General features: G+C 64.9%; 25 protein-coding genes. 8 read left to right on the top strand and 17 right to left on the bottom strand.

Features of this window, described 5'->3' with window-relative positions; translation table 11 throughout:
- Positions 1 to 126: 126 nt before the first annotated feature.
- From ACNEOT_RS07280 to ACNEOT_RS07230, 11 genes are all read right to left on the bottom strand, one after another.
- Positions 127 to 1,719, bottom strand: coding sequence for an AMP-binding protein (locus tag ACNEOT_RS07280; protein ID WP_415973229.1), 1,593 nt, complete (start codon positions 1,717 to 1,719; stop codon positions 127 to 129).
- Positions 1,720 to 1,818: 99 nt separating this feature from the next.
- Positions 1,819 to 3,090: an ABC transporter permease gene (locus ACNEOT_RS07275; RefSeq protein ID WP_415973228.1), complete on the bottom strand. Its 1,272-nt coding sequence runs from the start codon at positions 3,088 to 3,090 to the stop codon at positions 1,819 to 1,821.
- Positions 3,087 to 4,316, bottom strand: a complete 1,230-nt coding sequence (locus tag ACNEOT_RS07270; RefSeq protein ID WP_415973227.1) for an ABC transporter permease — start codon at positions 4,314 to 4,316, stop codon at positions 3,087 to 3,089. Before ACNEOT_RS07270 ends, ACNEOT_RS07275 begins: the two co-directional genes overlap by 4 nt.
- On the bottom strand, positions 4,300 to 5,802 hold the full coding sequence (locus tag ACNEOT_RS07265) for an ABC transporter ATP-binding protein (protein WP_415973226.1): 1,503 nt from the start codon (positions 5,800 to 5,802) through the stop codon (positions 4,300 to 4,302). The genes ACNEOT_RS07270 and ACNEOT_RS07265 overlap by 17 nt, the downstream gene beginning before the upstream one ends.
- 3 nt (positions 5,803 to 5,805) lie before the next feature.
- Positions 5,806 to 6,897 carry a BMP family lipoprotein gene (locus ACNEOT_RS07260; protein ID WP_415973225.1) on the bottom strand — a complete coding sequence of 364 codons (1,092 nt, stop codon included), beginning with the start codon at positions 6,895 to 6,897 and terminating at the stop codon, positions 5,806 to 5,808.
- Between the two features lie 85 nt (positions 6,898 to 6,982).
- Positions 6,983 to 8,404, bottom strand: a complete 1,422-nt coding sequence (locus ACNEOT_RS07255; RefSeq protein ID WP_415973224.1) for a nucleobase:cation symporter-2 family protein — start codon at positions 8,402 to 8,404, stop codon at positions 6,983 to 6,985.
- 63 nt (positions 8,405 to 8,467) lie between these two features.
- Positions 8,468 to 8,953, bottom strand: coding sequence for a hypothetical protein (locus tag ACNEOT_RS07250; RefSeq protein WP_415973223.1), 486 nt, complete (start codon positions 8,951 to 8,953; stop codon positions 8,468 to 8,470).
- Positions 8,954 to 8,979: 26 nt separating this feature from the next.
- The gene (locus tag ACNEOT_RS07245) at positions 8,980 to 9,459 is read right to left on the bottom strand and encodes a YbjN domain-containing protein (protein ID WP_415973222.1); all 480 of its coding nucleotides are present in this window, start codon (positions 9,457 to 9,459) and stop codon (positions 8,980 to 8,982) included.
- Complete coding sequence (gene mshA / locus ACNEOT_RS07240; RefSeq protein WP_415973221.1) at positions 9,456 to 10,784, bottom strand: D-inositol-3-phosphate glycosyltransferase; 1,329 nt, start codon at positions 10,782 to 10,784, stop codon at positions 9,456 to 9,458. Before mshA ends, ACNEOT_RS07245 begins: the two co-directional genes overlap by 4 nt.
- Positions 10,785 to 10,850: 66 nt before the next feature.
- Positions 10,851 to 11,714, bottom strand: coding sequence for an alpha/beta fold hydrolase (locus ACNEOT_RS07235; protein WP_415973220.1), 864 nt, complete (start codon positions 11,712 to 11,714; stop codon positions 10,851 to 10,853).
- A gap of 9 nt (positions 11,715 to 11,723) precedes the next feature.
- Complete coding sequence (locus tag ACNEOT_RS07230; RefSeq protein WP_415973219.1) at positions 11,724 to 13,016, bottom strand: ROK family protein; 1,293 nt, start codon at positions 13,014 to 13,016, stop codon at positions 11,724 to 11,726.
- Between the two features lie 342 nt (positions 13,017 to 13,358).
- Between ACNEOT_RS07230 and ACNEOT_RS07225 the strand changes: the two genes are divergently transcribed.
- Positions 13,359 to 14,114 carry an SDR family NAD(P)-dependent oxidoreductase gene (locus ACNEOT_RS07225; protein WP_415973218.1) on the top strand — a complete coding sequence of 252 codons (756 nt, stop codon included), beginning with the start codon at positions 13,359 to 13,361 and terminating at the stop codon, positions 14,112 to 14,114.
- Positions 14,115 to 14,184: 70 nt separating this feature from the next.
- Here the strand turns inward: ACNEOT_RS07225 and ACNEOT_RS07220 are convergent, their stop codons facing one another.
- The 3 genes from ACNEOT_RS07220 to ACNEOT_RS07210 form a co-directional block, all read right to left on the bottom strand.
- The gene (locus ACNEOT_RS07220; RefSeq protein ID WP_415973217.1) at positions 14,185 to 15,459 is read right to left on the bottom strand and encodes a L,D-transpeptidase; all 1,275 of its coding nucleotides are present in this window, start codon (positions 15,457 to 15,459) and stop codon (positions 14,185 to 14,187) included.
- Between the two features lie 51 nt (positions 15,460 to 15,510).
- On the bottom strand, positions 15,511 to 17,061 hold the full coding sequence (locus tag ACNEOT_RS07215) for a Rieske 2Fe-2S domain-containing protein (RefSeq protein WP_415973216.1): 1,551 nt from the start codon (positions 17,059 to 17,061) through the stop codon (positions 15,511 to 15,513).
- Positions 17,062 to 17,123: 62 nt separating this feature from the next.
- Entirely contained in the window at positions 17,124 to 18,140 is a 1,017-nt protein-coding gene (locus tag ACNEOT_RS07210; RefSeq protein ID WP_415973215.1) for a UDP-N-acetylmuramate dehydrogenase, read from the bottom strand.
- A gap of 46 nt (positions 18,141 to 18,186) precedes the next feature.
- Here ACNEOT_RS07210 and ACNEOT_RS07205 point away from each other — a divergent pair, with 46 nt between their 5' ends.
- From ACNEOT_RS07205 to ACNEOT_RS07190, 4 genes are all read left to right on the top strand, one after another.
- Positions 18,187 to 18,696 (top strand): DUF2505 domain-containing protein, encoded by a 510-nt coding sequence (locus ACNEOT_RS07205; RefSeq protein ID WP_415973214.1) that lies wholly within the window; start codon positions 18,187 to 18,189, stop codon positions 18,694 to 18,696.
- 11 nt (positions 18,697 to 18,707) lie between these two features.
- Positions 18,708 to 19,211: a DUF2505 domain-containing protein gene (locus ACNEOT_RS07200; protein ID WP_415973213.1), complete on the top strand. Its 504-nt coding sequence runs from the start codon at positions 18,708 to 18,710 to the stop codon at positions 19,209 to 19,211.
- 76 nt (positions 19,212 to 19,287) lie between these two features.
- Positions 19,288 to 20,019: a class I SAM-dependent methyltransferase gene (locus tag ACNEOT_RS07195; protein ID WP_415973212.1), complete on the top strand. Its 732-nt coding sequence runs from the start codon at positions 19,288 to 19,290 to the stop codon at positions 20,017 to 20,019.
- Positions 20,006 to 20,947: a GNAT family N-acetyltransferase gene (locus tag ACNEOT_RS07190; RefSeq protein ID WP_415973211.1), complete on the top strand. Its 942-nt coding sequence runs from the start codon at positions 20,006 to 20,008 to the stop codon at positions 20,945 to 20,947. Before ACNEOT_RS07195 ends, ACNEOT_RS07190 begins: the two co-directional genes overlap by 14 nt.
- Positions 20,948 to 20,950: 3 nt before the next feature.
- On the opposite strand, the gene ACNEOT_RS07185 is transcribed toward ACNEOT_RS07190, so the two are convergent.
- Positions 20,951 to 21,538, bottom strand: coding sequence for a type IV toxin-antitoxin system AbiEi family antitoxin domain-containing protein (locus ACNEOT_RS07185; protein ID WP_415973210.1), 588 nt, complete (start codon positions 21,536 to 21,538; stop codon positions 20,951 to 20,953).
- A gap of 110 nt (positions 21,539 to 21,648) precedes the next feature.
- Here ACNEOT_RS07185 and ACNEOT_RS07180 point away from each other — a divergent pair, with 110 nt between their 5' ends.
- Entirely contained in the window at positions 21,649 to 22,395 is a 747-nt protein-coding gene (locus ACNEOT_RS07180) for a DUF2993 domain-containing protein (RefSeq protein ID WP_415973209.1), read from the top strand.
- A 27-nt stretch (positions 22,396 to 22,422) separates the two neighbouring features.
- Here the strand turns inward: ACNEOT_RS07180 and deoC are convergent, their stop codons facing one another.
- Entirely contained in the window at positions 22,423 to 23,130 is a 708-nt protein-coding gene (gene deoC, locus ACNEOT_RS07175; protein WP_415973208.1) for a deoxyribose-phosphate aldolase, read from the bottom strand.
- A gap of 59 nt (positions 23,131 to 23,189) precedes the next feature.
- Here deoC and ACNEOT_RS07170 point away from each other — a divergent pair, with 59 nt between their 5' ends.
- Positions 23,190 to 24,032 (top strand): class I SAM-dependent methyltransferase, encoded by an 843-nt coding sequence (locus tag ACNEOT_RS07170; protein WP_415973207.1) that lies wholly within the window; start codon positions 23,190 to 23,192, stop codon positions 24,030 to 24,032.
- 13 nt (positions 24,033 to 24,045) lie between these two features.
- Positions 24,046 to 24,930 carry a formyltetrahydrofolate deformylase gene (gene purU / locus ACNEOT_RS07165; RefSeq protein ID WP_415973206.1) on the top strand — a complete coding sequence of 295 codons (885 nt, stop codon included), beginning with the start codon at positions 24,046 to 24,048 and terminating at the stop codon, positions 24,928 to 24,930.
- A gap of 15 nt (positions 24,931 to 24,945) precedes the next feature.
- Here purU and ACNEOT_RS07160 read toward each other — a convergent pair whose 3' ends face one another.
- Positions 24,946 to 25,953, bottom strand: a complete 1,008-nt coding sequence (locus ACNEOT_RS07160) for an alpha/beta fold hydrolase (protein ID WP_415973689.1) — start codon at positions 25,951 to 25,953, stop codon at positions 24,946 to 24,948.
- Positions 25,954 to 25,973 lie beyond the last annotated feature (20 nt).

Raw genomic sequence — 25,973 nt, 5'->3', positions numbered from 1 at the left:
TTCACCTCGGATGAGGGCCGCGCGGTCAGGAAAAAGGGTGTGAGGTTCAAGAAAAACGTTGGCCCGCAAACGAACAACACCCCGCCCCACTGAGTGTGGGACGGGGTGCATCGTGCAACGAAAGTCTTACTTTCCGGCTGCCTCCGCGGCGCGCAGGTCCTTACGAAGGATTTTGCCCGCTGCAGATTTCGGCACGATGTCGATGAATTCGACGCGTCGGACCTTCTTGTGCGGCGACACGCGCTCGGCGACGAAGGCGATGACGCCCTCTTCGTCGATGGTGGCATTCGGCTGGCGAACGACGAATGCCTTGGGGATTTCCTCGCCCTCGTCGTCGAGCACGCCGATGACGGCGGCGTCGGCGATTTCTTCGTGTGTCAGCAGCAGAGCTTCGAGCTCGGCCGGGGGCACCTGGTAGCCCTTGTACTTGATGAGTTCCTTGAGGCGGTCGACGATGTAGACGACACCCTCGTGATCGGCGACGGCGATGTCACCGGTGTGCAGGTAACCGTCGGAGTCGAGGGTTTCGGCGGTGGCGGTGGGGTTGTTGAGGTACCCGACCATCACGTTCGGTCCCTTGACCCACAGTTCGCCGGGCTCGCTCAATCCCTCTGCGGGAAGCTCGATTTCGTTGCCGGTGCCCGGGTCGACGAGCTTGTTCTCGGTGTTCGCGAGCGGCTGACCCACGGAGCTGAGCGGCATGTCGTCGCGATCGAACGGGATGGCGTGGCTGACGGGGCTGAGCTCACTCATGCCGTAGCCCTGACGCACCCGCGTGTTCAGACGCTTCGCGACGGCCTTGCCGAGCTCCTCGTCCAGCGGTGCCGCGCCCGAGAAGATTGTGTGCACGCTGGAGAGGTCGTACTGATCGATCATCGGGTGCTTGGCGAGCGCCACGGCAACCGGCGGTGCGATGAACAGGTAGGTCAACTTCTGGTCCTGAATGATGCGCAGGAATTCGACGAGATCGAACTTCGGCATCGTCACCAGGTGTGCACGCAGTTTGAGGGCGATGTTGAGCAACACCGTCAGACCGTAGATGTGGAAGAACGGCAGCAGCGCCAGGATCGCGTCGTTGCTGTCGATGCCCACGCGCGGTTCCATCTGTGCGACGTTCGCGACGAGGTTGCGGTGGGTGAGGATGACGCCCTTCGGCACACCCGTCGTACCGGAGGAGTACGGCAGTACAGCGACGTGCGTGGCCGGATCGAACGACACCTCGGGAGCCGGTGCGCCCTGGGTGAGCAGGTCACGCAGGTTCGGGTGGCCCTCTGCGCCGTCGAGCACGATCACGTGATCGGCATCGAGGCCGACTTTCTCGGCTGCGGCCTTCGCCTGCGGGTACAGCGGCGAGACGGTGAAGAGGAACTTTGCACCGGAGCCGGTGAGCTGCTTGGCGATGTCCTCGGCGGTGTACAGCGCGTTGATCGTCGTCGCGGTTCCGCCTGCGCGCAGGATGCCGTGCAGTACCGACGCGAACGCGGGCACGTTCGGCGAGTGCAGTCCGACGACGTCGCCGACCTCGAGTCCACGTGCGGCCAGAGCGCCTGCGATGGCGTCGATCTGGCCGATCAACGACTTGTAGGTGGTGACGGCACCCGAGGTGCCGTCGATCAGTGCCGGCTTGTCGAGATCGGATTCGGCGATCGATCCGAACAGGAAGTCGTAGACGCTGAGTTCTGGAATCTCGACGTCGGGAAAGGGACTGCGGAAGCTCATGGCTCTCCTTCGAAAAACTGCGGCAACAATGACCGAACCATACAGTGAAAGCGGTCACAACGGACAGCGACCCTACCGCTGAGTCAGGTAGTGCGGGCGCTAACTTCGGGACGCATACGGTTTGCCCGCCGCGGCCGGGCCTCGAACATGCCCCACCAGGCCCGCGACAGCGAAAATGGTGACAACGTACGGCAACATCAGCATGAATTCACTGGGTACGGGCGAGCCGATGATGCCCAGTACGTTCTGCAGGTTCGACGCGAATCCGAACAGCAGAGCGGCCAACGTCGCGCGCACCGGATCCCAGCGGCCGAAGATCACTGCGGCCAGTGCGATGTAGCCGGCACCGGCCGTCATCTCCTTGCCGAAGGCTCCGACGGATCCGAGTGTGAAGTACGCACCGCCTAGCCCGGCGATGGCACCGGCGAGGCAGACGTTCCAGAATCGCGTTCGCGCTACGTTGATTCCGACGGTGTCGGCAGCTTGCGGGTGTTCGCCCACGGCACGCAGACGCAGACCCCATTTGGTGCGGAACAGGCCGAAGAAGACGAGGGCCACGGCGATGTACATCAGGTACACGATCAGCGTCTGCCGAAACAGCACCGGGCCGAGGATCGGAATCTGCGAGAGCACCGGAATGTCGATGCGGGCGAAGCGCGGTGGCGAGTTGAGTGTCTCGGCGTTCTTGGTGAGCACCACCGAATACAGGAAGCTCGTCAGTCCGACGACCAACACGTTGAGAACCACGCCGACGATGACTTGGTTGACGAAGTATCGAATGGAGAACACCGCCAGCAGTGACGCGGTCAGTGCGCCGGCAACCAGTGCAGCGAGCAGCGCCACGTACGTCGATCCGGTGATCGATGCGACGACGGCACTGACGAAAGCTCCTGCGAGCAGCTGTCCTTCGATGGCGATGTTGATGACACCGACGCGCTCGGAGATCACTCCGCCCATGGCACCGAAGATCAACGGCGTACTAAGAGCGACTGCGCCGATGAGCAATCCGGGAACGGGGATGGTTTCGCCGTCCGCGGCCCAGGCGAGGAATCCGAACACGAACAGCACGGCGAACACTGCGAGTAGCCACAGCGGCGTCGAGCGGTATCGCGTGGCTAGGAGCGACGCGAACGCGGTGATGACGGCGAGCAATACGACCACAACGAGACCGGTGCCGAACGACGGCACACCCACGGCAGGCAACGCGAAGAAATCGTTCTCCGAGGCCAACGCGAATGTGCTTGTCCCCGAGCCTTTCTTGACAACGAACAACAGCAGCGCGAGCAGCGTCACGACGCCGAGGATCGACGGCACTTTCCAGCTGCGACCGAGTACCGCATTGGGGGAATCGGTGTCGACGGAGGTCGTCACAGTGCACCCACCTTCGCGGTCTCGGCTTTGGCGAGCTTCTCCTCACCTGGTTTGGGCAATCGGAAGACGGCTCGAACCAGGGGCGGTGCGGCGATGAACAGCACGATCACCGACTGCACCACGAGCACTATGTCGATGGGTACGCCCTCGGCTGCCTGCATGGCGAATCCGCCGGCCTTGAACGCGCCGAACAGGATCCCCGCGAAGAACACTCCCCACGGTTTCGATCGGCCGAGCAGTGCGACGGTGATGGCGTCGAATCCGATTCCGGCATCGATGTCGGCGCTGAAACCGGTGGTGACGGTGCCGAGTACCTGTGCCACTCCGGCCAAGCCGACGAGAGCGCCCGACAGAATCATTGCGTAGAGGTAGATCCGGTTGACGTTCATTCCGGCGACGCGCGAGGCATGCGGGTTCTCGCCGACGGCGCGGAAGCGGAAGCCGAGACTCGATCGTTCGAGCAGCCACCACACGGCGACGGTCACGGCAATGACGAAGACGAATCCGAGATGCAGGTTGTACTTGTCACCGAAAAGCTTCGGGAACACCGCGGTCGACGCGATGGGGGCGGTCTTGGGATTGTTCGACCCCGGTGCCTGCAGAGCGCCGGGGGTGCGCAGCAGGTACGAGATCAGGTAGAACGCGACGTAGTTGAGCATGATGGTGACGATCACTTCGTGAGCGCCGGTGCGCGCCTTGAGGAATCCTGCGATGCCGCCCCACACTGCGCCACCGAGAACACCGGCGACGACGGCCACCAGCAAGTGAATTCCGGCGGGCATGTTCACTCCGAATCCCACCCAGCCGGCGCACGCGGAGGCAATGAGCATCTGGCCTCGACCGCCGATGTTGAACATGCCGACACGGAAGGCCAGTGCCACACCGAGTCCCGCGACGATCAGCGGCGTCGCGAAGGTCAGCGTCTCGGTCAGCGGCTTGATGCCGTTCTCGAAACCGGGGCGCCGAAAGTTGTACACCGAGCCCTGGAACAGAGACGCGTACGCTCCGGCAACGGAATCCCAGATGGCCTTCACCATGTCCGCCGGACGGGAGAAGAAGTACCCGGCCGATTCCTGGACGCCCGAGTTGGTGGCGGCAATGAGGACCGCGCCCACGATCAGTGCAAGTAACACAGCGAGAACGGAGATGATGGTGCTGCCGGTGAAGATCTGCCGCAGCACGACATGAGTTCTCGACGGCTGCTCGGCCTCACTCACTGCGCTCACCGCCCATCATCAATCCGAGTGTTTCGCGGGACGTATCCCCGGGGACGATTCCCACGATTGCTCCTCGATACATGACGGCGATGCGGTCTGCCAGTGCGGCGACCTCATCCAATTCGCTCGACACCACGATGACCGGGATCCCCGAGTCACGGGTGGCGACGATGCGCTTGTGCACGAATTCGATCGATCCGACGTCGATTCCGCGAGTCGGCTGCGCCGCGACGAAAAGTCGCAGATCGCGGCTCAGCTCACGCGCCAGCACCACCTTCTGCTGGTTGCCACCGGACAGGCGTCCCACAGCGGTGCCGATTCCCGGTGCGCGCACATCGAATTCGCTGAGCTTCTCCGATGCGAACGTGTCCAGGTACTCGCGCTGCACGGCTCCGCGTCGCACGAACGGCATGCTGTTGGAGCGATCGAGCATCAGGTTCTCGGCGATGGAGAATTCGCCCACCAAACCGTCGACCGTGCGATCCTCGGGCACGAAGCCGACTCCGGCGTCGAGCACGTCCTGCACGCTGGCCCCTACGAGCGAGTTGCCGTCGAGGGAGATCGTGCCGGATACGTTGTCCTGCAACCCGAGCAGGGCTTCGACGAATTCGGTCTGACCGTTGCCCTGCACGCCTGCGATGGCGAGGATCTCCCCCGCCGCGACCTCGAGGCTGACGTCGTCGACGGTCTTGTTGCCCTGGGCGTCGAACACCGACAAATTCTCGATGACCAGTGCGGCATCCCCTGGCTTCGCGGGATCCTTCGAAACGGTCAGCTGCACATCGCGTCCCACCATCAACGCGGCGAGCTCGGTGTTGCCTGCGGTCGGCTTCGCTTCGCCGACGACCTTGCCGAGCCGGATGACGGTGATCTTGTCCGCCACTTCGCGTACTTCGCGCAGCTTGTGGGTGATGAAGACGATCGTGGTGCCCGACGCCGCGAGTTCCCGCATGATCCGCATCAGATCGTCGGTTTCCTGCGGCGTCAGGACGGCGGTGGGCTCGTCGAACACGAGCACCTTCGCCTCACGTGAGAGTGCCTTGACGATCTCGACCCGCTGCTGCACGCCGACGGGTAGGTCGTCGACGAGAGCATCGGGATCGAGGTCGAAGCCGAACCTCGCGGAGATCTCGCGTACCAGCTTTCGCGCTGCCACGAGGTCGAGTCGTCCACCGAGCGAGGTGGTTTCGTTGCCGAGCACGATGTTCTCGGCAACGGTGAACACCGGAATCAGCATGAAGTGCTGGTGCACCATCCCGATTCCGGCGGCCATGGCCTCGCCCGGTCCGGCGAAGTTCTGCTCGACTCCGTCGAGCAGAATCTGGCCCTCCTCGGCGCGATACAGGCCACTGAGCACGTTCATCAACGTGGACTTGCCTGCACCGTTCTCGCCGAGGAGGCAGTGGATCTCGCCGGACTCGACGCTCAGATCGATGTGGTCGTTGGCGATCAACGAGCCGAATCGTTTGGTGATTCCGCGAAGTTCGAGCTTCATGAACTACTTGGGTGCAGACGGCGACTCGACGGTGATGGACCCGTCGACGATGCCGGCCTTGATCGTGTCCAGCTCGCCCTGCAGTGCGGGATCGACCTTCGATTCGAAGTCGTGGAACGGTGCGATACCGACGCCGTCGTTCTCGAGCGTGCCCACGTACGGGGTGTTGTCGAACTTGTCGGCACCGGAATTGGCGACGACCTCGTCGACGCTGGTCTTGAGTCCCTTGGTCACCGAGGTGAGCAGCAGGTCTCCGACGGACGGGTCGGATTCGAAGACGTCGGCGTCGGCACCGATGAGTGCGACGGGACGTGAGGAGTCTCGAATGGCCTGTGCCGCACTCTGATAGATGGGTCCGCCGACGGGGAAGATGACGTCCGCGTTCTGATCGATCAGACCCTGGGCGGTGTTCTTCGCGACCTCGTTGGCGGTGAATCCGCCGGTGAACGAACCGTTCTGAGAGGGCACGTCCCAGCCGATCACTCGAACAGCCTTGCCCTTCTGCTCGTTGAAGTAGTTCACGCCGTCGGCGAAACCGTCCATGAAGATGGTGACGGTGGGCAGCTGCGATCCGCCGAACGTGCCGACAACGCCGGTCTTGCTGTAGCTCGCGGCTGCATAGCCGGCGAGGAACGCGGACTGCGAGGCGTCGTAGGTCAGTGGCTTGACGTTCGGCAGATCGATCGTGGAATCGTCGATGATCGCGAAGTCGATGTCGGAGTTGGCCTCGGCTGCCACCTTGGTGGCGTCGGCCAGATCGAATCCGACGGTGACGATGAGGTTGCAGCCCTGATCGACGAGGTTGTTGATGTTGGGGCCGTAGTCCGTGGGCGACGCGGATTCGACGGTGCGCGGCTCGACGCCGAGCTCTTCGGAGGCTTCGGTCAGGCCTTCGAATCCGAGCTGGTTGAACGACTTGTCGTCGAATCCGCCACTGTCGGAGACCATGCAGGGCAGAAAGTCACTCGATCCGCCCCCGGCCGATCCTTCGTCTTCGGGAGCAGATCCACAGCCTGCGATCAGGGCGATGGCACCGAGCGACGCGACGCCGCCGAGTGCTGCCTTCCGCGTACTCGTGCGGGTAACGAATGACAAGATGTCCTCCAATTTAGATGTGCTTCGTCTGATTCGGGACGGTACTCGTGCGGCCGGGGGCGCGCAGGATTTCGCTCGGGCGTGCTCAGTCGGTTACGCGTTTGTCGGGCAAGCTCCCGCCTTCGCCGAGCACTTTCGCTTCGTCCTCACGCACCATCACCGCCGGGCCCGCGGCCACCACCGATGGGTTCGATGGCGTACCGGGCTTGAATACGTTGAAGAATACGTTGAGCGCCACCGCGACGATGCTGGCGGCACTGATTCCGGAATGGAAGATCGTGACGAACCAGTCCGGGAATTCGTCCCAGAAGTCGCTCGCGACAACGGGTATGAGACCGAACGCCAAGGTCACCGCCACGATGACGACGTTGGTGTTGTTGTCGTAGTCCACCTTGCCGAGGGTGCGGATGCCGCTGGCGGCGACGGTTCCGAACAGGGCGATTCCGGCACCGCCCAGGACCGGCAGCGGGACGACGCCGACGACGGCCGCGAGAACCGGCGACAGGCCGAGCACCGCAAGCACGCCGCCGCCCACCGCGACGACGAAGCGGCTCTTGATGCCGGTCATCGCCACCAGTCCCACGTTCTGCGCAAAGGCTGTGGCCGGGAAGGTGTTGAAGATCGGGGCCACGGCCGAGGAGACCATGTCGGCGCGCAGTCCGTCACCGACGCGTTTGGAGTCGACGTCGGTTCCGACCACTTCGCCGACGGCGAGTATGTCGGCTGTGGTCTCGACCATGATCACCAGGATCACGATGGTCATGGACACTATCGCTCCGACGGCGAATATCGGTGAGCCGAAGGCGAAGGGCGTCGGGACGGCCACCACGGAGGCGTCGGCGACGCCGTCGAAGTCGGTCTTGCCGAAAATCAGTGCCGCGATGGTGCCGACGACGAGCCCGAGAAGGATCGACAGACGCGACAGCGTGGGGATCTTGGTCATCACCAGCACGGCGAGGAGGGTGAACATCGCCAGCCCGATGTTGCCGGGGTCCAGGTAGTTCGGGTTCGGCGCACCACCCACCATCTCCTGGCCGGTGATCCAGCGGGCTGCCACCGGCATCAGCGACAGTCCGATGACGGTGATGATGCATCCGGTCACCAGCGGCGGGAAGAAACGAACGATCTTGGAGAAGAACGGGGCGATCGCCAATCCGATCAGTGCAGCCACCAGAACGGCTCCGAGAACCGTGCGCAGTCCGGTTCGCCCGTCCTCCGCACTACCGATGATCGTCAGGACCGTCGAGACAGACGCGAACGAAATGCCCTGCACCAGCGGCAGTTGCGAGCCGAAGAACGGAATGCCGACGGTTTGCAATACCGTTGCCACGCCACTGACGAACAGCGCACACGAAATGAGCAGAGCTTGGTCGGCACCGGAGAGCCCGGCCGCTCCACCGACGATGATCGGTACGGCGATGACGCCGCCGAACATCGAGAGAATGTGTTGCAGACCGTAACCGAACATCTGCAGCACCGGCGGGCGGGCGTCCTCTGGCCTGGTCATTGCCTCAGGCTATGAACCCGACGTTACCGGCAGCGACACCGACCCATTTCGAGCGAGTTACGGCTAGCCGCGCGGATCGTGCCGCCAGTAGCCGTAGCGCCGCCAGGTCTCGAACCGCTGCACAGTGGCAACGCGGTCCTTGCTCGGACTGAACTGACCAACCGTGACCACCGCGCTGGATCCCGCACCCCCGAGCTCGTGTACCACGCCTGCGATATCGACCGCTTCCACACGAAGGGTGTCGTCGGTACCCCTCGCTCGAAAGGACGCGATCGACTCTCGCGGAATGATCCGTACACCGCCTCTGCCGCAACGCGTCTCGAGGCGATCGGGAAATACATCGGTACGGTCTGGTGCGAGCCACGCTGCCCAGGTCAGCACGCCGCACACCAGTGGTGCGATCAGACCTGCCCACACCGAAACGACTCCGGCCAACGTGAATCCCGTGGACGCGACCGTGACGACGATCGTCACCGCCACGCAGGCAGCGCGGTACACCGCGACCTGCCTGTCGTTCCAACCCAACTGTGCCAGCAAGTGATCGTCCATGCGGCTCCTGTTCGGTTAGGTGGGACCTACTTGTCCACCAGGTGCTCGAATGCCTTCAGGTTCGCCAACGATTCGCCGCGCGAGACGCGCCATGCCCATTCGCGTTTTATGGACTCCGCGAAACCCAGTTCGAGCAGCACATTGAAGTCGCCGTCGGCGGCCTCGAGGGTCTGCCCGAGAATGCGGTCCAGTTCGTCACCGTTGACGGCGTGCAACGACATTCGGCCGACGAGGTAGATGTCGCCGACCTTGTCGATCGTGTAGTGCACTCCGTAGAGGCGGCGGTTGCGTCGGAGCAGGTATTTGTAGACACCTTCGAAGTTCTCGTCGGGCTTGCGGCAGACGAACGCCTCGATCCGCACTCCGTGATGCCCGACGGTCAGCATCGTCGTCGTCTTGAGTTTGCGTTCCCCGGGCAGTTCGACGGTGAACACGTCACCGCGCCGCGTGTACTCCAGCTCACGATCTTTCAGAGCCCGGTCGATCAGTTCGGCAGTCTCGCTCATGCAGTCACAGCTCCTGATCTGCGTAGTTTCGACAATCCTCGGACGCGTCGCGGAGAGAACTCGCTGGGTCCCTCGCCTCGGTCGAAGTGGAATCTGGCCTGCCGGTAGCTCTCGATGAGTCCGTCCGCGGTGTGCTCCCACGAGAAATTCCGGGCATGTACGGGCGCAGCAAGTGCCATGTCCGACAACGCAGTTCGATCCGAGAGCATGGACGCGAGCGCGTCGGCCCAGTCGGTGGTGCGATGCCCCTGCACCAGCCGTCCCGTCTCACCCGATCTCACGGCGACACCGAGCCCGCCGACGTCGGCGGCCAGAACCGGAGTTCCGCAGGCCTGGGCTTCGATTGCGACCAGTCCGAACGATTCGTTGTAGCTCGGCACGGCGACGACGTCCGCGGCGCGGTAGACCTGCACCAGGCGTGACGACGGCTGCGGCGGGATGAACGTCACCTGTGGGGTGATGCCCAGGGTGTCGGCGAGATCGATGAGGCTGTCGGGTCGGTCGAGACCGCTGCCGGACGGGCCACCGACGATGAGGACCCGCAGAGGCATCGTCGGATGTCGTTGCAGCACTTCGGCAGCTGCAGCAATCAGCACGTCGGGGGCTTTGAGCGGTTGGATGCGGCCGACGAATGCGACGATCGACTCGTCGGGATTCAATCCCAGTTCGGCGCGCGCGGCGAGCTTGTCGCCCGGATTGTATTGCGCCAGATCGGCTCCTGGCGCAACGACGTCGATCGAGTCCTGGCGAGCCCCGTAGATTTCGACGAGCGACTTCGCTTCCTCGGTGGTGTTGGCGATCAGCCGGTCGGCCTCGGCAACCACTTGCTGCTCGCCGATCTGGCGCGCAGCGGGCTCGGGCGAGTCGCCTTGGGCCAGGGACGCGTTCTTGACGGCGGCCAGAGTGTGCGCGGTGTGCACCAGCGGCACCCCCCAGCGATCGCGCGCGAGCCAACCGACCTGCCCCGACAGCCAGTAATGGGAATGCACCAGGTCGTAGTAGCCGGGCTCGTGCCGAGCTTCCTCACGCAGCACCCCGGCCGCGAAGGCACACAATTGAGTGGGCAGGTCGTGCTTGTCCAGGCCCTCGAACGGCCCCGCAACGATGTTGCGCACCAGCACTCCCGGGGCCGCCTCGACGACGGGAGCATCGGTCGACGCGGTCGCGCGAGTGAAGATCTCGACTTCCACACCCCGCTTGGCCAACTCTTTTGCGCTCTGCAGCACGTAGACGTTCATTCCGCCCGCGTCACCGGTTCCGGGCTGCGCCAGCGGGGAGGTATGCAAGGACAACACAGCGACCCTGTTCAGCTGGCGTCCAGTCACTTCTTCAGTGTGCACGCCTCCACATTACGTCGCGATAACTACCCCTCCTCACGGCTGGGCTTACCGTCACACACCCAGACCGTCCACGAACTCGGTCACCTCGGCGAGGAAGCGCTGCGGATCGGCGACGAACGGGCCGTGGTCGACGCCCTCCCAGAACGACGCGACGGCCGTGGGAATCAGCTCCGCTGCGTGGCGTCCGGCAGAGACGTCGACGACGGTGTCCCCGGTTCCGTGCAGGACGAACGCCGGGACGTCGAGGCTACGCAGCAGGTCGTCGTGCCCGACCACCCGATCGAACAGGGCAGAACGAACCCGTGGCCTGGTGGCCAACGTCAATCCGAACAACGCCTGTGCTTCGGTGCCCTTACCTTCGGTGGGCCCGGTCAGTGCGTGCCCGAAACTCCCCAGCGCCTTGATCGCGACGCGGGGCTCCTCGGCCATCGCGCCGGGTATCGCCGCGCGCATGGCCGTCCCGACGCGCCCGCCTGCTTCTCCCCTACCGATGCTGGTGATGGCTCCGACGAGGACGATGCCGGCCACTGCGCCCGAGCCGTGCTCGGCCAGATAGTCGCAGATCACCAGTCCGCCGTACGACCACCCCAACAGCACGGCGTCGGCGGTGATGCCCTCGGCAGCGAGCACCGCGTCCACGTCCCCTGCCCAGATCTTCGGATCGTCGTAGCCCACCGTCGGGGCGTCCGAGTAACCGTGTCCGCGCAGATCGACGGCGAGAACGCGGTACCGCTGCGCCAGGTCGGTCAGCAGTCCCTCGCCCCAGCACGCCGAACTCTGCGCCCACCCGTGCAGCAGGATCAGTGGTCTCGCCGCAGGGTCACCGCTGACGCGGTAGACGATGTTGGCTCCGTCGATGCCGGTTGCCTGGCGTACTGGTCCTGCTGCGGGTGTCTTCTCGTCGAGGCTGCTCATATCGGCAACCTACGCGGCTGCTCTGCGCATCGAGGCCAGCGGATCGGAGTACAGGGCGCTGAGCGAGACCACCGTCGCGGCGTATTCCTGCACCCTGTCGCCGAAGCCGGTCACACGAATGTCCCTGCGAGCCAACGTCGAACTCGCGGCGAAGGCCTCCCCCACATGCGGAATTCCGGCCGGATACGCGGTGAAAGCCTGCCCTCCGAGCACAACGCGGTCGGGGTTGAACATATCGCGCAGCAGCGCGACAGTTCGGCCCAGGATCCGGGCGCGCTCGACGAGCAGTTCGCGCGCCGCCTCCGAACCACCCTGCGCTGCCTGGTACACCGCGGCGATGTTCGGGCGGGGTTGCGGCGCAACTATTTTGCGGTCGACAGCAGCAGCGACCACCGCTCGATCGCCGACGGAGGCCTCGAGGCATCCCCGATTGCCGCATCCGCACAGCGCCGACGATCCGGTGGGGAGGTGCGCGATGGAGCCAGGACCGCTCGCCGGGGTATGGACGCGACCGTCGATCGTCAGGGCCATGCCTGCGGTCTCGCGTGCGTAGAAGTACAGCGACGTTCCACTGTTGCTCTGCGCCGCAACACTGTCCGACAGTCGCGGTGCGAGCAGCAATTCGGACGCGGCCATGGCTTCGACGTGTCCGGACACCGAGATCGGCAGCCCGAGGCCGCCGCCGATGATGCCGGCGACTCGGCCGCCCTCCCAGCCGAGGCGTGGGTGATCGACGGTGCCGTTCGCGGTGTCGACGCGTCCGCCGATCGCAACCCCGACCCACAGTGGGGTACGGCGATGCCAGCGTCCGGCGAAGGCACCGGCGCTGCGGGTGACAGAGGCCAGCGCTGCATCGGAAGATCCACCGGGCGTGGGGATTTCGACGGCACCGAGGATCCGACCGCGCAGATCGCTGACGGTGATTCCGGTGACGACCGCTCCGATGTGGATGCCGATGGTCGAGAACGGCTCGTGATTGACCTCGAACGGCACTCTTGGTCGCCCGATGGCCCCGGACGCGGTCAGGTCCGCACGCTCACGCAGCAGCCCGACACCGAGCAGGGCCGACACCTGCCGGTTCACCGTGGCGATACTCAAACCGGTTGTGCGAGCGGCACTGTCGCGAGAGATCGGGCCCTCGACGCAGGCAACCCGCAGCACCGAGGCGACGGGACTGTCGGCGATCCGCAGATCGGGTGCGACGAGCTGGACACGCGACCGAGGCTGCGTGTGCGCGGCGACCCGGCCGGGCGAGCGCGCGGCGGTGGGGCGAGTGTGGTGGTGCAGCGTTGAAACAGACATCCGTCGTGAGTCCTCAGCAGTTGAGAGACCGTTGTCGCGGAACGGCAGCGACGACAGGTCGAAGTGATGCAGGTCAAGGGTGGGCGCGATGGTCAGGAAGAGACCACGACACGCGATACGACTGTCTGCTGCTCGAAAGAGACAGGAGCTAGCGACAGGTTCCTTGGCCGAGACAACACAGTTCCCGAGGAAGCGGCAAGCGAGAACCCAGGGATGCAGTCACATAGGTGACCCGCATCGCGGTGGTCTCACTGGCGGACATGAGTCCAAAATTAGCATCCGAATGCCGATTGTCCAATCGGCCCCCGGTAAGCGGGTGAATCACCCGACTAGAATTTGCTCATGACTTCGTCCGAACCACTTGCCCCCGATACCCGCATCGCCGTCGTCACCGGAGCCAGCTCCGGCATCGGTGCGGCCACTGCCCGCCAGCTCGCTGCCGACGGCTTCCACGTCGTGATCGGTGCCCGCCGACTCGACCGTCTCGAGCAGTTGGCGTCGGAGATCGGTGGCACCGCCCTGGAACTCGATGTCACGGACGAGGATTCGGTGGCCGCCTTCGCTGCCGTCGTCCCCCGCGTCGACGTCCTGATCAACAATGCCGGTGGCGCAAAGGGATTGGCTCCGGTGATCGACGCCGATCTCGACGACTGGCGCTGGATGTGGGAGACCAATGTGCTGGGCACGTTGCGCGTCACGAAGTCGTTGCTGCCCAAGCTGATCGACTCCGGTGACGGCCTGATCGTCACCATCACCTCCGTCGCGGCGTTCGAGGCCTACGACAACGGATCGGGCTACACCTCCGCCAAACACGCTCAGGCAGTGCTGCATCGGACGTTGCGCGGCGAGCTGCTCGGCAAGCCGGTGCGGTTGACCGAGGTTGCGCCGGGTGCCGTGGAAACCGAGTTCTCCCTCGTCCGATTCGACGGCGACGCAGCCAAGGCCGACGCGGTGTACCAGGGCATCACGCCGCTGGTCGCAAGCGACATAGCCGAGGTGATCGGCTTCGTCGCATCACGCCCGTCGCACGTCAACCTCGACCAGATCATCATCAAGCCGCGTGATCAGGCCGGTCCGGGACGGTTCTCCCGCAAGTAATGCCTCCGGCAGTGGTGCGATTAGGTGCCCCAGAGGGCACATAACCGCACCACTGCCGTAGGCACTCCGCTCAACCAGCGGGCGCAGGCGCCGTCGTCGTCGCGGGTGCCGTCGTCGCAGGCGTCGTGGTTGCGGTCGCTCCGCCTGCAGGCAGTGCCGACATCGATTGCCAGGTCGCCCAGTCGATGGCCCAGTCGTACAGGTCACCGTCGGCTGCGGAGAGGTCGATACGGGTACCGGTGACCTCGACGGGGTCGCCGTACATCGCCGTCTGGAAGTACTCCTGCGCGTCCTCGGTGGAGAGGTTGATACAGCCGTTGGTGACGTTCGACGCGCCTTGCACTCCGGTGGTCAGTGGGTTGGCGTGGATGAACTCGCCGTTGTTGGAGATGCGCACCGCCCAGCGTTCGCGGACGTTCTCGTAGAACGGCGGGTTGGACATCAGGAAGTCTTCGTGCTTCTCGGTGACGACGTGGATGCCGCTGCGGGTGACGTTGCGGTCCTCGTTGCCCTCGCCGTAGCTGACCGGGATGTCCATGATCGTCGCACCGTCACGAACCACCTGCATGCGGTGACTGGTGGCGTCGGCGACGACGACCTGACTGCGTCCGATGCTGAAGTTCAGGGTGACGTCGTCGGCCCCGTAGGCACCGCCGCCGTAGTTCACTCCGTACAGCTTGGCGCTCACCGAGACGGTGGTTCCCGGCGTCCAGTAGTTGGTGGGACGCCAGTGGATGCGTGAGCCGTTGTCGTCGGGGAACCACGCCCATGCGCCCGGCGTCGGCGGGTTGGTGGTCACCGTCAACGCCTTCTCGACCGCTGCCTTGTCCTCGATCGCCGAGTCGAATTGCAGGATGATCGGCGCGGCGATGCCGACTTCCTGCCCGTCGCCGATGTTGGTGCTCACCGAGGTGCGGCTGTCCGGTTCGACGGTGGTGAAGGTCCCCTCGATCGGGACGGTCTTGTTGTCCGAGCCGACGGCCGAGCCCGACCAGGTGTACTGCACGCCGTAGCCGAGAGGTTCGGTGACAGCGTAGGACGCCTTGTCGGGTGCCAGCGCTCCCTGGACGACCTTGCCGTCGGGGTTGGTCAACGAGACCGTAGTGAGGGTTCCGTTGGTCACCGACACCGAGATCGGCGCGACGGGACTGACGTCGACGGCACCTGCCACCGGGTTCTGGGTGACCTGCGCAACGGGTGCTGCCTCGGTGGTGGGAGCCGATCCGCCCGAGCCTTTGTCGCCCGAACCGACGGTGCACCCCGCCACGAGAGCCACCAAGGCCACGAGCACGGCGATCAACCACACCGTACGCGTCCGTTTTGTCTGTTCTACCTGCTCATGCACGTTGTCCAACGTACCTGCGTCGGCGAAGTACCCCACTTTTCGGGGGCAATTTCACAGCTTGCGCGTACGCAGTTCGTGGCCTTTCGAGGTGAGGCAGCGACCGGAGTCGAGGCTCCAGTCCCATCCGTGCAAGTTGCAGGTGAGCTTGTTTCCTTCGACGATGCCGAACTTCGTCAGGTCTGCCTTCAGGTGCGGGCAGCGGCGCTGGATCTCGTAGCCGCCCATCGTGATCGTTGCCGTGTCGTCATGCGCCTCGGAGAACCAACCGTCGGCGTAGGCGATGCGCTCGTCGGTGAGGCACTTGAAGAACGTGTAGAGGAATTCGTTGTAGCCGCCCACGCGGCGGGCACGGAAGCGGGTGGACAGGAAGATCGAGTTGACCCAGTCCGGCTCCCGATCACGTACTGCGGTGCGCACCAGCTCCGGCGGGATGGTGAAGCTGTAGCGGAACTTCTCGTTCGAGATGGGTTCGCGCACAATCCTTTTCGGAAAATCGAGCACGACGGTCTCGTCGCCCATCGTGATTCCGACGGGGTAGCCGATGCCGTCGCAGATCAGATCGGTCTGCGCCATGATCGGCTCGAACAGGCCTCGCAGCGGCTCGAGAAGGGGCTCGCCCTCGGCCGGAGCCCAGGCCGCCTTCTCCGCGGCGATCACCGATGCCTGACGCTGAGCGTAGGCCTCGATGTAGTCGGCCTTGCCGGTGGTGAAGATGGCCTCGGCCTCGGCCGTCGGGATCGGGTGTTCGTGCGAGACCAGCTCCGAACCGTCGAATGTTGCGGCCGTTCCCGGGATCATCAGCAGGCCCTTGTCGTGCCCGTGCAACCGCATCTGCTCGAGGAACACCATCTGATCAGGGAACACATTGGCCGGGTCGCCGTAGACGTCGTTGAGCGAGCGGAGTTCGTCGTCCAGGAAACAGGGCGGACCGGCCGACGGGACGACCCACGTGGAGCCGACCTGCTCGATGTACTGACGCGCCCGATCCATCTGACGCTGACGCTTCTGGATGCCGAAGTTCTTCTTCGCGCGCGAGACCATGTCGTAGACCATCGGGTACCAGATCGCGCCCGAGTACTGCAGCATGTGCACGTCCACCGGACCGAAATTCTCGGTCATCACGTCCAGGTCCACCGGCCTCGCGTCGTTCATGTTGAACGCGACGGTCTTGCCGTCGGAGACGACCAGACCCGAGTCGCCGATGGGACCGTCCGCGGGCGCACGCAGCGCAATGATCATGACGTCGAGATCGCCCTTGGGACCGGAGATCGTGTGCTTGACCGAGTTCGTCGTCTCGTAGAACTTGTGAAACCCGAGCTTCTCGAGCTCGTGCTTGAGATCGAGCACCGGGTAGTCCGGCAACAGAACGGTGGCGTCCTTGTTGACGTGCTCGGCCAGGGTCTTGGGGTCGAAGTGATCCTTGTGCAGGTGCGAGACGTAGAGGTAGTCGCAGTCACCCAGGGCGTCCCAGTCCAGGCCGGAATTGTCGGGAAACGGGAACCACGACGCATAGAACGACGGATTCACCCACGGATCGCACAGGATGCTTCCGGCGTCGGTCCGAATATGGAAACCCGCATGTCCCACGCTGGTGACCTGCACTGATTTACCTCCTACGAGCTATCACTTGCAAAGCTTCATCGTATGCGCCGTTTCGGCCGGCCCTAACCCAGCTCGCAGTTGACGAGGTCACATTCGGGCGTGAGCGTGACGCCGAACTTCTCGCGCACCCCGTCTCGGACGTGCGCGGCCAGCGCCATGATGTCCGACGCGGTGGCCCCACCCCGGTTGGTGATGGCCAACACGTGCTTGGTCGACAGCGCTGCCGTGCCCCGACCGAATTCGGTGCCGTAGCCGCGCGGGAAGCCCGCGTTCTGGATCAGCCATGCGGCCGGGATCTTCGTCCCTGCCGGATCGGGGTAACTCGGTGCGTGCGCAGCGGCCTCGGGCACCTCGGGCAGCACCGGGTTCAGGAAGAACGATCCGACGCTCCAGGTGTCGTGGTCATTCGCGTCGAGCACCATGCCACGCTCGCCGCGCAGCGCCAGTACGGCCGCGCGCACGTCTGGCACCGGCACGACGTCACCGATCTGCACATCGAGGCGCTCCGACAACGCCGCGTAGCGCACCGGGAGCGATTCGGTCGTCTTTTTCAGCGCGAACGTCACGTCCAGGATCACGTACCGCGAGGATCGCTTGAACACCGAAGACCGATGCGTGCCGAAACCACACTGCTCCGGCGTCCACACCGCCGTCTCCTGCGTCTCCCGGTCGTACACGGTGAGACTGTGCAACAGCTCGGACGTCGACGCGCCGTACGCGCCGACGTTCTGGATCGGCGTCGCACCGGTCGTTCCCGGGATCCCCGACAACGCTTCCATGCCGGAGAGTCCCGCATCGATCGTCGCCTGCACGACGGCATCCCACTCGACGCCCGCATCGACCGTCACGGTTTCGCCGTCGATCTCGAGCCTCGAACCGGTCACCCGAACCACCCGGCCGTCGAACCCGACGTCGCCGACCACGAGGTTGGATCCACCGCCGACGACCAGCACATCCGTCCCCGCGCGGTCCGCATCGCGCACAAGGGAGACCAACTCGTCGGCGTTCGACGCGACAGTGAATTCACGGGCCGGGCCGCCCACCCGAATGGTGGTGAGTTCCGAAATTGCAGTAGGCACGGACTCTCACGCTACGGCGTCTTCAGCCACCCGGTAATCTGCGGGGATGCCTCGCCCCATTGAGCACAGCTCGACTGTGCCCGCCTCCGCCGACAAGGTCCACGCTGCACTCACATCCGAGCAGTACTGGAAGGACCGCATCGAGCAGATCGGCGGTCCGGGCGCCAGCCTGAAGAGCGTCACCGTCGGCAACGGCACCATCGACGTCGTCATGACCCAGTCCGTCCCGGAAGAGGAACTGCCGTCCGCCGTCACGGCGTTCAAGAAGGGCGACCTCATCATCGAACGCACCGAGAGCTGGGGACCGTTCGACGGCACCCACGCCGACGGCACTTTCGGAGCCACCGTCGAAGGCGCACCCGCCCGCATCACCGGTACCACCACGCTGGACGGTGAAGGCGAGACGACGACCATCGCGCTGGCCGGCACCACCGAGGTCAAGGTCCCGATTTTCGGCGGCAAGATCGAAGCGATGATCAGCGAGCAGGTGCTCTCCCTCATCGACAACGAGCAGGACTTCACCGGTAACTGGATTGCGGCCCAAGCAAACAGCTAACCTGGCGCACTATGGCTCGCCGAATGAACTACTCCGCCCGGTTCACCCACTCGACGCAGCAGGTCTATGCAGCGCTCTCCAGTCGCGATCACTGGGATGCGCGCATCGAGGAGATGCGTAAGTACTCGGAGAACGAGCTGAAGAGCTTCGAGGTGACCGACGCCGGAATCGACATCGTGATGCACCACGTCATCCCGCGCACCGAACTGCCCGACATCGCGCAGACGGTGATGAAGAAAGACATGGTCATCACCCGCAACGTGCACTTCGACGCCTACGAAGAAGTCACCGCGGGTCACTACGACGCGTCGATTCCGGCCGGCCCGGGCTCGCTCAAGGGCACCACTTCGCTGTTCCCCACCAACGGCGGTTCGACCCTGCGCACCTCTTCCGAGGCCAAGGTGTTCCTGCCGTTCATCGGCGGCAAACTCGAGCAGCTGATGCTCGTCAACCTCATCGACCTGTGGCGCGGCGAGGGCGAAGTAACCGCCGACTGGCTCGAAAAGAACGCCTGAGCTGAACAAGCCCGAAGGCGTCATCACTCGCGGCACCACCGGCATCAACCGGTTGCGTCGTAGCGACCGGTGGCTGATGCACAACCCCGATGTTCGACGCGTTCTGCTCGACTCACCGGATCCGCTCGTCGTCGACCTGGGCTACGGTGCGATGCCCAACACGACGCTTGAGCTCGCGGGCCGGTTGCGCACCGTCAGGCCCGATCTTCGGGTCACCGGTCTCGAGATCGACCCCGCGCGAGTGGTCGCCGGAAGCAACGGCGTCGAATTCGCCCGTGGCGGTTTCGAGTTGGCCGGACTGCGACCGAATTTGGTGCGAGCCTTCAATGTGCTGCGTCAGTATCCCGAGGACGCGGTTCCTGCTGCGTGGCAACGCATTCTGACCGGTCTGGCTCCCGGCGGGCTGCTGATCGACGGTACCTGCGACGAGCTCGGTCGACGCTGCGCCTGGGTGTTGCTCGACGCCGATGGCCCTCGCTCACTGACGTTGGCGTGGGATCCGTTCGACGTCGAGATGCCGTCGGACATCGCGGAGCGGCTACCGAAGGTGCTGATTCACCGCAACATAGAGGGTGAGCTCGTGCACGATCTGCTTCGGCGGGCGGACAGAGCGTGGTCGGTGTCGGCACCGCTGGCGCCGTTCGGGCCTCGAATTCGGTGGCGCGCAGCCATGAAAATACTTTCCGAGCAAGGACTTCCGATCACGGTCCCCCGTCGACGGATACGAGACAACGTGCTCACAGTCCCCTGGTCGACGGTCGCACCGCTGACCGACAATCACGAAGGAGGCCGGAATGGACGGGCATGATTCGCTCACGGTCCGACCCAGCACGCCCGCCGACCTCCATGCACTCGAGCAGTGGTCCTGCGAGGAACCGGTCGCGTGGGTCGATCGAACTCGCCTGCGCGAGGAGATGGCGTCGGGCAACTACCGGCACGAGTGGACCTGGATTGCCGAGCGCGCGGATCGCCCGGTCGGGCGGGCTCTGTGGTGGGGACGCTCAGATGCAACGAGTCCGCTCACCCTGGATTGTCTACTCGTCGATCCGGGCGAGAAGCATCCCGAAGACATCGCCACCGCGTTGATTCTCGCCGGACGCGATGCCTTCGACGACGCCGGTGAACTCGAATTCAATGTCGATGTGGCAGTGACCGACTCGACCGACAGATCGGTGTCGGCGGCCTTGGAGTGGCGCGAAGCTGCCGCCCACCGAGGAGGATTCACTCGCACCACCGAACGCATCGCCTTCGCCCGAACCGCGGACGATCCGAGGCCCGAGATCTCGACTCGGCTGCGCTTCGCTGCAGGCACCGACGACCAGTTCCGCGTCCTGTTCGGAGCCGTGGCAGCGGGGAGCCTGGACTCCCATACTCGATCCATGGTCGCCGAACACGGCGTCGCCGCCCTTGCGGCAGACGACCTCGCCTTCTACAGCTCCCTACCGGGCCTTCGCGAAGCCTGGCAGATCGCGAGCCGGACGGACGGCACCACGGTCGGCTTCATCGTGCCGACCCGAAACGCCTACGACGCCGCCATCAGCTATCTCGGCGTGCTACCCGAACACCGCGGCAACGGCTACGTCCACGATTTGCTGTCGCAGATGGTCCGCATCCATCACGACGCGGGGGAACAGAAGATCGTGGGGACCACCGACGCGACGAACCTACCTATGAGAGCAGCCTTCGAACGGGCAGGCTTCGGTGTCACCCGCACCCGAATCGTGCACGCGCGGTAGCGGTCACGTACAGGCGGACAGTGCCAGCTCGACGCGTTCGGCCACTCGGTCGGTACTGGTCCCGGCCTCGGAGTAGAGCGTCTGCGGGTCGACGCGACCGATGGCGACGGCGTCGCACACCACCTCGTCGAGGGTGATCTGAGAGATGCCGCCTGCGGCGAGGTCGAGCACGGTGCGTACGGGGGTGGTGAGGTTGAACGTGCCCGCCGACTCGACATCTCGGGGTTCGAGTCGCAGCCGATGCACCGCGAGCCTGGTGTCGGTCAGTCGTAGGTCGCCGAATGCGCAGACGTGCACGAATTGCGGGTGCAGGTGCCCGAATCCGTGCAGTTCGGCGGCACTCTGGTGCGAGATCACGGCCTCGCCGCCGAACCAGGCGCACCACATGGCGAACACTTCGAGCTCACTGTGCGGCCACTGGCCGAGACGGAACAGGTTGCGCTCGACGCGCGTCCACGTGTTCGTGGCCAGATTGACGCGCACCATCGCCGAGTCGAAGCCGAGCTCGCCGGCCTGCTCGGCGGTGAAATAGCCGTCCTGGCGAGTGGCCAACGAGTGCAGTTCGTGCACGCTCGGTCGTGTCGTACTCATGTCGCAAGCGTACGTCACAATGTGTTACAGGTCACAAAGATCGACACCTACGCCACGAGTTCGGCGAGTTTCACAGAGCTTGCTCAGAATCATCGGGAAGACTGCCTGGAATGTCATCCACAGCCAGGCGCAGCACAGCACCGCTGATTGCAATCTCCGTCGTTGTCGTCCTTCTCGTCGCCGTCATCGGCGGCGAGTTGTTCGTGCGCCAGCAGATCAAGTCCTGCCTCGCCGGTCAGTTGGAGTCCGAGCTCGGCAGCCAGGTCGAGGTGGGTCTCGGTTTCAAGCCGGTGTTGCTCTCGTTGGTGGACAAGAAAGTTTCCTCGGTGACCGTCGACAGTGACGACGCGCGCTTCGGACCGGCCGAGGGCATGGTCGTGCACGCCGAGGCACGTGATCTGAATCTGACGCAGACCGCCGACTCGGGCGGCACCATCGGCAGCTCGAGTGCCGACATCTCGTGGTCCACCGACGGCATCACCCGCACCCTGCAGACTCAGGGCATCGGCGCGATCGTCTCGGGCGTCACCTCGGACGCATCGGCGGGCACCCTCGAATTCGCCGTGGGCGCTCTCGCGAACCTGACCGTCAAGCCGCAGGTCGCGAACGGCAAGGTCGATTTCCAGACCGTCGACGCGTCGATTCTGGGTCTCGGTATCCCCACCGATCTGGTCGACTCCGTCGTCGGCGTGCTGACCGACAGCCTGCAGACCTACCCGCTCGGCATGGCTCCGACGTCGCTGACGGTCACCGACAGTGGCATCGAGCTAGCCCTCGAAGGCGGGCAGTACACCATCCCAGTGACCCAGCAGGATCAGAATCAGCAGGCCCCCGAGGGTTGCTCGCTCGTCGCGTAACCCATGTGAGCGGAACTTCGCAGCAGGCTACGAGGCAGGAGTGGAGCCCGCGGAACGACCCGAAGGCGCAGCGTTCACATGCGGAGCCAACCCGTCGAGCACCGCGCGGGTACCCGAGAGTCCCAATCGTGTTGCGCCCGCGTCGATCATGGCCAGGGCGGCGTCCGTGGTTCGGATGCCGCCGCTGGCTTTGACGCCCAGTCGACCGCCGACGGTCTCTGCCATCAACCGAACGGCCTCGACGCTCGCGCCGCCGGCCGGGTGAAATCCGGTGGACGTCTTGACGAAGTCGGCACCCGCCTTCTCGGCTGCGCGACACACCTCGACTATCGCCTCGTCGGACAGGGCCGCCGATTCGATGATGACCTTGAGTACCGCGTTGCCCGCGATCCCCTCGCGGACGGTGACGATGTCGGCCAGTACCGCGTTGTAGTCCCCCGCGATGGCAGCGCCGACGTCGATCACCATGTCGACCTCGTCGGCACCTTGCTGTACCGCGAGCCTGGCCTCGGATCCCTTGATCAACGAGTGATGCTTGCCCGACGGGAACCCGGCGACGACGGCGGTGAGCATTCCCTCGGCGTGGATCGGCAGCATCGACGGCGAGACGCACACGGCGAGCACTCCCAGCTCGCGGCCTTCCTCGATCAGAGCGGCCACGTCGGCCTCGGTCGCTTCGGGCTTGAGCAGTGTGTGGTCGACCATTCCGGCGAGGGCAGCGCGGGTGAGTGTCATGCGAACCAGCTTTTCACAGCTCTGCCGTCGAGAGCCCTGTCGGTCTACGATTTTCCTTCATGACCGCAGCCTCGCTCGCCGCCACCTTCAACTCCACCAGCAGGGAGTTCGATGCGGTGACGCCGCAGGTGTGGGGGCCGGCCGGACAGTCGCTCGCGTTCGCATTGGAGCTGGCCGCGGGACAGGCGGTACTCGACGTGTGTTCGGGCACCGGAGCATCGGCGCTTCCCGCGGCGGCAGCCGTCGGACCCGACGGCCTGGTGCATGCCATCGATCTCGCCGACGACCTGTTGGAGGTGGGCCGGTCGACGGCAACCGACCGCGCCCTGCGCAACATCGACTTCGTTGTCGCCGACGCCACCGCGTGGGAGCCGCCGTCGACCGTTCCCGACGCCGGATACGACGCGTTGGCCTGTTCGTACGGCATCTTCTTCCTGCCCGATCCCGAACGGGATTTCTTCCGTCTGGTGTCGCTGGTCCGTCCGGGTGGCCGCGTCGGGGTGACGGTGTGGCGCAAGGGCGCGATCGAGTCGTTCTCCCGCGCGTACTTCGAGGTGATCGGTGCGCACTCACCACCGAGCGAGCATTTCGGGCCCCTCGCGCAGGACGGTTACGACAAGCACCCGATCCGCCGGATGGAAACGGCGGACCTCCTGAGGGCATGGCTCACCGCGGCCGGCACCACAGATGTCAGGGTCGTGGAACTGTCCAACCACGTTCCCGCGACGGAGTCGTTCGTATGGGATCTCGTGCTGGGTAGCGCGATGCGCGGCGCGCTGACCCCGTTCGACGATGCGACCCGCGCGCAGATCCGTGCCGAGTTCACGGCGCTGCTGACAGAGCGCGGTATCGATTCGATTGATCTCGGGACACTGGTGGCAACCGGGGTCAGGACGCCCTGAGACAATCGGCGGCATGAGTTCTTCCGTATTCGAGGATCGCCGCTACGTTCTGTCGCTCGGTTGCCCCGACAAGACGGGCATCGTCGCCCGCATCTCGACCTTCCTCGCCGAAGTCGGTGGATGGATCGTCGAGGCCGCCTATCACGCCGATCCCGACACCGGTTGGTTCTTCACCCGGCAGGCAGTGCGAGCGTCGTCGGTCAGCATGAGCGTCGAGGATCTGCGTGCACGATTCGCCGAGGTGGCCGCCGAGCTGGGCCCGGAAACCGAATGGGCACTTCATGATTCGGGTGAACCCAAGCGTGTCGTTCTGCTCGTCAGCAAGGAAGCACACTGCCTGCACGATCTGCTCGGTCGCGCTGCGGGCGGCGAACTGCCCGCTCAGATCTCCGCGGTGATCGGCAACCACAAGTCACTCGAGCCGATTGCCGCCGCGCACGGAACTCCCTTTCACCACGTCGAGTTCGCGAAGGACCCGGCCGAGCGCGGGCCTGCGTTCGATCAGGTGCGGTCGCTCGTCGATTCCTACGACCCGCACGCGGTGGTGCTGGCACGCTTCATGCAGGTGCTGCCCGAGTCACTGTGTACGCACTGGGCGGGCCGGGCCATCAACATCCACCACAGCTTCTTGCCGTCGTTCGTCGGCGCGCGTCCGTACCACCAGGCCTTCGCGCGGGGCGTCAAATTGATCGGCGCGACGTGCCACTACGTGACGGCCGAGCTCGACGCGGGACCGATCATCGAGCAGGACGTCATTCGCGTCGACCATTCCGACGAGGTGACCGACATGGTGCGTCAAGGCCGCGATATCGAGAAGCTCGTACTCTCCCGCGGCCTGCGGTGGCACCTGGAAGATCGCGTCCTGGTGCACGGCCGCAAGACCGTGGTCTTCAGCTAGGAACGACCCGAAAGATCAGAGATTCCTCAGCCGAACCACTTCGGCGTTGAACTCGTCAATCGCTTCCACCGAACTCATGTGTCCGATTCCGGGGATCACGATCAGCCGACTCAGGTGGTCGTGGTCGTCCAGGGCGCGGGCGAGTTTGCGCGCGTGCACGGGAGGGGTCAAGCGGTCGGCCGATCCGACGAGCACGCTGGTGGGGACCGACATGTTCTCGAGTGCCTCGTGGATGTCGAGGTCACTCAGCGCCGCACCCCAGATGCCGCGGGTGCGTGGCGCGCATTCGAGCACGATCTTCTCGCAGAATGCCACCTCGGCGGGCGTGGCTCCGGGTGCCATCGAGATGTACTTGATGGCTTGGCGCGTCACCGGTGAGGGCCGTAACGGCAGGGCCGAGCTGAGCACGGCTCGCCCTACCGGAGCGGGGACCCGCGGAAAGCGCTGCGGCAGCGGGATGACGGTGGTTTCCCGAACGAGGGAGTCGGTCGCGGTGCTGGCGAGCAGTACGGCACTGACCAGGCGATCGACCTGTTCGGGGTAGTTTCCGGCCCACGCCATGATCGACATGCCGCCCATGCTGTGCCCCACCAGGACGGCCTTGTTGTCCTCGGCGACGGTGGCCGAGAGGACAGCTGCAAGGTCGTCGGCCAGGACGTCCGGGCTCAGTGGTCGCGTTCCGACGTCGCTGCGGCCGTGGCCGCGCTGGTCGTATGCGATGACGCGGTAGCGGCCGGCGAGGGCGTTGATCTGCGGAAACCAGTAGTCGGCCGAGCAGGTCCAGCCGTGACTGAAGACGATCGGTTCGGCATCGGCGTTGCCGTAGCTACGGACATGCAGGTGCGCGCCGTCGTCGGTGACGACCTCGGTGATGTGCGGCTCGAAGGTGGGCTGCTGCAGTAGCTCGTCGGGCCGGACGTCGGTCGTCTTGGTGAACGAATGCAGGCGACGCCGCCGGACGACGACAGCGCCCACCCCGAGAGCGGCCGCGAGGCCTCCCATTCCGAGCAGCGCGCGTTCCATCACCTTGTTTGAGACCACTG

Source organism: Rhodococcus sp. 077-4 (assembly GCF_047782425.1).
In the GTDB taxonomy this organism is placed as follows: Bacteria; Actinomycetota; Actinomycetes; order Mycobacteriales; family Mycobacteriaceae; genus Rhodococcoides.
The sequence above is the reverse complement of the archived record's forward strand: the minus strand, read 5'-3'. Positions and strand labels throughout refer to the sequence as shown.

Coding starts and splice junctions, on each gene's coding strand:
- ACNEOT_RS07200 (WP_415973213.1), top strand. CDS start 18,708: ATGGCTCGCCGAATGAACTACTCCGCCCGGTTCACCCACTCGACGCAG.
- purU (WP_415973206.1), top strand. CDS start 24,046: ATGAGTTCTTCCGTATTCGAGGATCGCCGCTACGTTCTGTCGCTCGGT.
- deoC (WP_415973208.1), bottom strand. CDS start 23,130: ATGACACTCACCCGCGCTGCCCTCGCCGGAATGGTCGACCACACACTG.
- ACNEOT_RS07225 (WP_415973218.1), top strand. CDS start 13,359: ATGACTTCGTCCGAACCACTTGCCCCCGATACCCGCATCGCCGTCGTC.
- ACNEOT_RS07265 (WP_415973226.1), bottom strand. CDS start 5,802: ATGAAGCTCGAACTTCGCGGAATCACCAAACGATTCGGCTCGTTGATC.
- ACNEOT_RS07230 (WP_415973219.1), bottom strand. CDS start 13,016: ATGTCTGTTTCAACGCTGCACCACCACACTCGCCCCACCGCCGCGCGC.
- ACNEOT_RS07280 (WP_415973229.1), bottom strand. CDS start 1,719: ATGAGCTTCCGCAGTCCCTTTCCCGACGTCGAGATTCCAGAACTCAGC.
- ACNEOT_RS07255 (WP_415973224.1), bottom strand. CDS start 8,404: ATGACCAGGCCAGAGGACGCCCGCCCGCCGGTGCTGCAGATGTTCGGT.
- ACNEOT_RS07250 (WP_415973223.1), bottom strand. CDS start 8,953: ATGGACGATCACTTGCTGGCACAGTTGGGTTGGAACGACAGGCAGGTC.
- ACNEOT_RS07235 (WP_415973220.1), bottom strand. CDS start 11,714: ATGAGCAGCCTCGACGAGAAGACACCCGCAGCAGGACCAGTACGCCAG.
- ACNEOT_RS07185 (WP_415973210.1), bottom strand. CDS start 21,538: ATGAGTACGACACGACCGAGCGTGCACGAACTGCACTCGTTGGCCACT.
- ACNEOT_RS07195 (WP_415973212.1), top strand. CDS start 19,288: ATGCACAACCCCGATGTTCGACGCGTTCTGCTCGACTCACCGGATCCG.
- ACNEOT_RS07245 (WP_415973222.1), bottom strand. CDS start 9,459: ATGAGCGAGACTGCCGAACTGATCGACCGGGCTCTGAAAGATCGTGAG.
- ACNEOT_RS07170 (WP_415973207.1), top strand. CDS start 23,190: ATGACCGCAGCCTCGCTCGCCGCCACCTTCAACTCCACCAGCAGGGAG.
- ACNEOT_RS07190 (WP_415973211.1), top strand. CDS start 20,006: ATGGACGGGCATGATTCGCTCACGGTCCGACCCAGCACGCCCGCCGAC.
- ACNEOT_RS07180 (WP_415973209.1), top strand. CDS start 21,649: ATGTCATCCACAGCCAGGCGCAGCACAGCACCGCTGATTGCAATCTCC.
- ACNEOT_RS07205 (WP_415973214.1), top strand. CDS start 18,187: ATGCCTCGCCCCATTGAGCACAGCTCGACTGTGCCCGCCTCCGCCGAC.
- ACNEOT_RS07160 (WP_415973689.1), bottom strand. CDS start 25,953: ATGGAACGCGCGCTGCTCGGAATGGGAGGCCTCGCGGCCGCTCTCGGG.